Annotated in this window: 2 protein-coding genes; both read left to right on the top strand. The window is 69.9% G+C overall.

Annotated features, from left to right (window positions below):
- Positions 1 to 286 precede the first annotated feature (286 nt).
- Complete coding sequence (locus MKK67_RS26625; protein WP_243971165.1) at positions 287 to 2,470, top strand: TonB-dependent receptor; 2,184 nt, start codon at positions 287 to 289, stop codon at positions 2,468 to 2,470.
- On the top strand, positions 2,467 to 3,927 hold the full coding sequence (locus MKK67_RS26620; RefSeq protein WP_243971162.1) for a PepSY domain-containing protein: 1,461 nt from the start codon (positions 2,467 to 2,469) through the stop codon (positions 3,925 to 3,927). The genes MKK67_RS26625 and MKK67_RS26620 overlap by 4 nt, the downstream gene beginning before the upstream one ends.
- Positions 3,928 to 4,362: the final 435 nt, after the last annotated feature.

Below are 4,362 nucleotides of genomic sequence, written 5' to 3'. Positions count from 1 at the left end.
CGCGCTGGGCGGGGTGTCCTGGCGGGTGTCGAGACGCCCGTGCGCGAGCATGGTCGGCGAGGCCTCGTTCGCGGTGACGTGCCACAGCAAGCGCGCCCGCGTCCCGGTTCCCGATGCCCGTTCTCACCGTGCCGATCCCGGCCGCGTTCCCGCGCGGCTCGATCCTCCGTCCAGGGCTTCACGCCCCGGCAGGATCGGTTCCGGCGCGCAGCAGCATTTGTAATGTTATTACATTGCTTGTAGGGCATCCGGGCCGGCGGTCGCCGAGCACGGACCTCTTCACACCATGTTCCTATCCGAAAAGTATCCCCGCGGCCGGAGCACGCCGCTCTGCGCTGCCTTCCTCACCCTCCTGGCGAGCCAAGCCGCGGCCCAAGATACCGTCGCCCTGGACCAGCTCTCCGTCGAGGGCGAGGGCGGCGTCAGCCTGACCCGCGCCGCCCCGATCGGGCTGAACCTGCGCACCCCCGATCGGACCGCCAGCCGGCTCGGCCTGACGCCGCTGGAGACGCCCGCGAGCGTCGACATCGTGTCCGGCGAGACCGCGCGGCTGCGCGGCCAGGACACGATCGCCGAGGCGGTGACCCAGGACGCCACCGGCATCACCACGATCGCAGCCCCGGGCAACGGCAACGGCGCGTTCACCTCCCGCGGCTTCGCGGGGCCGAACTCGATCCAGCAGCTCTACGACGGGACCCGCTTCTATGTCGGCGCCAACACCGTCACCTTCCCGTTCGACACCTGGAACGTCGAGCGCATCGAGGTGCTGCGCGGGCCGTCCTCGGTCCTGTACGGCGACGGTGCCATCGGCGGCGTCATCAACGTCGTGCCCAAGAAGCCGGTCTTCGTGCCGATCAACACCGCCCGCGCGGTGATCGGCACCGACGGGGTCGCGCGGCTCGCGCTGGATTCGGGCGGGGCGCTCGGCCGCGAGGAGTTCGGCGAGACCTTCGCGTACCGCCTCAACATCAGCGGCAACCGCGCCGACGGCTGGATCCGGCCCGAGGGCGATTTCCGCAACCTCGCGGTCTCGGCCGCCCTGCTGTTCCAGCCGAGCCCGGACCTCGCCTTCACGGTGAGCCACGATCTCGGCTACCAGGAGCCCGCGCGCTATTGGGGGACGCCCCTGGTCGAGGGCCGCATTCCGGACCTGATCCGATTCAACAACTACAACGTCCGCGACGCGAAGATCACCTGGGCGGATAACTGGACCCAGTTCAAGACCGAGTGGACGCCTTCGGCCGACATCATCGTGCGCAACACCGCCTACCGGCTCACCAGCCGGCGCCACTGGCTCGATGTCGAGCAATACGCCTACAACCGCGGGACGGGACTGGTCGACCGCGGCGATTACCTCGAGATCTACCACAGCCAGGAACAGGTCGGGAATCGCCTGGACGCCAGCTTCAAGGGAAGCCTGTTCGGCCTGCCGAACGCGTTCGCGGTCGGATTCGATGTGAACCACATCGACTTCCGCCACACGAACAACTTTTACTTCGACCAGAATACCAGCGTGCCGCTGACCGGCTACGATCCGGGCTTCTTCCCGCAGAACGGTCGCGCGCGGCCGGCCTACGCCACGCAGACCAGCCAGGCTTCGGTCTTCGCCGAGGACCGGGTGATCCTGTCCGAAAAACTCTCGTTCCTCACCGGCGTGCGGCTCGACGTGCCGACGCTCCATCGGCAGGATCTGCAGGCGGGCACGCAGTTCGAAAAAACCTATCAGGCGCTCGGCTACCGGTTCGGCCTCGTCTACAACCCGACGCCGGACAGCGCGCTCTACGCGCAGTACAGCTTCGCCACCGACCCGGTGAACAGCCTCATCACCCTGACGCAATCGCTTTCCGGCTTCCAGCTCGCCACCGGCACGCAGGTCGAGATCGGCGCCAAGGGGCTCGCCTTTAACGGCGCGCTGGAATGGACGGTGGCCGGCTACCGGATCGTGAAGGACAATTTGATCTCGGCGGTGCCGGGCCAGCCGACGCTGTCGACCCAAGTCGGCCAGCAATCCTCGCAGGGCTTCGAGCTGGCGCTCGGCTGGCAGTTCAGCCCGGGCTGGCGGCTCGACGGCAACCTCGCGCTGCTGCACGCGCAATACGATGCCTTCGACCAGACTGTGAAAGACGTCACCGTCTCGTATGCCGGCAACCAGCCGATCGACGTGCCAGAGCGGGTCGCCAACCTCTGGCTGACCTGGGATTTGTCCCGCGCCTGGACGGCGCGCGTGGGGCTCCAGAACGTGGGGCAGGTCTACAGCGACTTCTCCAACACGGCCCGGCGCCCGGCCTACAACCTCGTCAACCTCGTGCTCGACCATCAGGTGACGGCGGATTCGCGCCTGAGCCTGCGGGTCTACAACCTGTTCGACAAGGTCTACTCGATCAGCGGCAACGCCGTGAACGGCGTCGGCACCAACTGGCTGCTCGGCCGGCCGCGCTCGGTGGAGCTCGCCTACACGGTGACTTGGTGAGGCGCTGGGCCGGCAAGGCGGCCCGCCGTTGGCTGCTCCTGTTCCACCGCTGGGCCGGGATCGCCACGGCCCTGTTCTTCACCCTCTGGATCGGCTCCGGGCTGGTGATGCTCTACGTGCCGTTCCCGACGCTCACCCAGGCCGAGCGCCTTGCGCACCTGACGCCGATCGCCTGGGAGCACGTTGCGGTCTCGCCGGATACGGCGCTCGCGGCCGGGGGCCTTCCCGGCGTACCGGCGGCGTTCGGATTGGAGATGCGCGGCGACGAGCCGGTCTACCGGATCACCGGGCGCGACGGGGCGCGGGCGACGGTCTCGGGCCGGACCGGCGCGCGGCTCGGCCCGGTCGACGCGCAGGCGGCCCTGCGGCTCGCTGCCGGGACCCGGCCGGGCGCCCGCGTCGAGCCGGTGGAGCGGGACCAGTGGACCGTCACCGCCCGCTACGACCCGCTGCGGCCGTTCCACAAGGTCGCCCTCGGCGACCCGGCGGGGACCGAGCTCTACGTCTCGCAGGTCACCGGCGAGATCGCCCTCGACACGACCCGGTTCGAGCGCGCCTGGAACTGGCTCGGCTCGGTGCCGCACTGGATCTACCTGACGCCGCTGCGCGCCCGGGCGGAGCTGTGGCGCACGGTCCTGCTCTGGCTCTCGGGCTTCGCCGCCCTCGGGGCGCTCAGCGGCCTCACGATCGGGATCTGGCGCCTGCGCCTGCGCCGCCGCTACGCCAACGGCGCCGTGACGCCCTATCGCGGGCTGGCCCGCTGGCACCACCTGTTCGGCCTCGTGGGCGGGCTGGGGCTCGGGGCGTTCATCGTGAGCGGCTGGATCTCCATGAACCCGAACCGCTGGTTCGCATCGAGCGCCCCGCCCGCCGGGATGAGCGCCGCCTATGCCGGAACGCCCGGCACCATCGGCGTCGATACCGGTCGGCTTCCCGATCTCGCCGGACCGGATGCCCGGTCCGTGCGCTTCACCGCCATCGGCGGCCGCTGGTGGCTGGTGGCCGCCGTGCCGGATGGCCTCCGCGCCGTCGCCCCGGACGGCGGCCCCGGCCCCGACCCCGCCGCCCTGGCGGAAGCCGCCGCCGCGGCGATCCCTGACGGGCACCACCGCGCGGCCCGGCACCTCGAAGCCTACGACGCCTACTGGTATCCGCACGGAACGGACCCGCGGCCCCTGCCGGTCCTGCGCCTGCGCTTCGACGACCCGGCCGCCACCTGGCTTCACATCGACCCGCGCGACGGCACGATCCTCCAGCGCCTGGACCGCTCCGGCCGCATCAACCGCTGGCTGTTCGACGCCCCGCATCGCCTCGACCTGCCGGTCCTGACCGGCCACCCCGCTCTGCGCGACGCCGCCCAGTGGTTCCTGAACCTGCTCGCCGCCGGGATCGCCCTCACCGGCCTCGTCGCGGGCTGGCGGCGGCTCGGCCGCAATGTTTCGCCACGGGCTCGGTGAGCCGAGGCGCGCGACGGCTCAGCCAACCATCCGGTCATTCCGGGGCCACGAAGCGGAGCCTGGAATCCAGAACCACAGGTGGAGCAGGCTCTTGCACCGTCGGCGGCTCTGGATTGCCGCCTCCGGCGGCCCCTTCGGAGCCGGGCTCGCCTGCGGCGCCCCGGAATTGTCTGTTGGCGATGACGGGGTGGAGGCTTCGAGCGTCAGTGCAACTCTTGGGCAATGAGCGGAGTAGAATCCGCGACGGTGAAGCCGTCGGCTTGAGTTTGGCTGCGCCGTTCTACTTCAAGAGCTTAGAGCGTCGTCCTAGAAATCAGACTCGTGGGTTGCGGCTGGGCTGTCGAACTGATTCGCTTGTGCGAGGAGGAGGATCATGGGCGGCTGCTATTCATTGGACCTTCGCGAGCGGATCACTGGGTTTGTCGGGAACGGCGG

Origin of the sequence: Methylobacterium sp. J-072 (assembly GCF_022829425.1) — a bacterium.
In the GTDB taxonomy this organism is placed as follows: domain Bacteria; phylum Pseudomonadota; class Alphaproteobacteria; order Rhizobiales; family Beijerinckiaceae; genus Methylobacterium.
This window is presented reverse-complemented; position numbering and strand designations above follow the sequence as displayed.

Bases quoted from the DNA above. Each gene is read 5' to 3' on its own strand.
- MKK67_RS26625 (WP_243971165.1), top strand. From the start codon at position 287: ATGTTCCTATCCGAAAAGTATCCCCGCGGCCGGAGCACGCCGCTCTGC.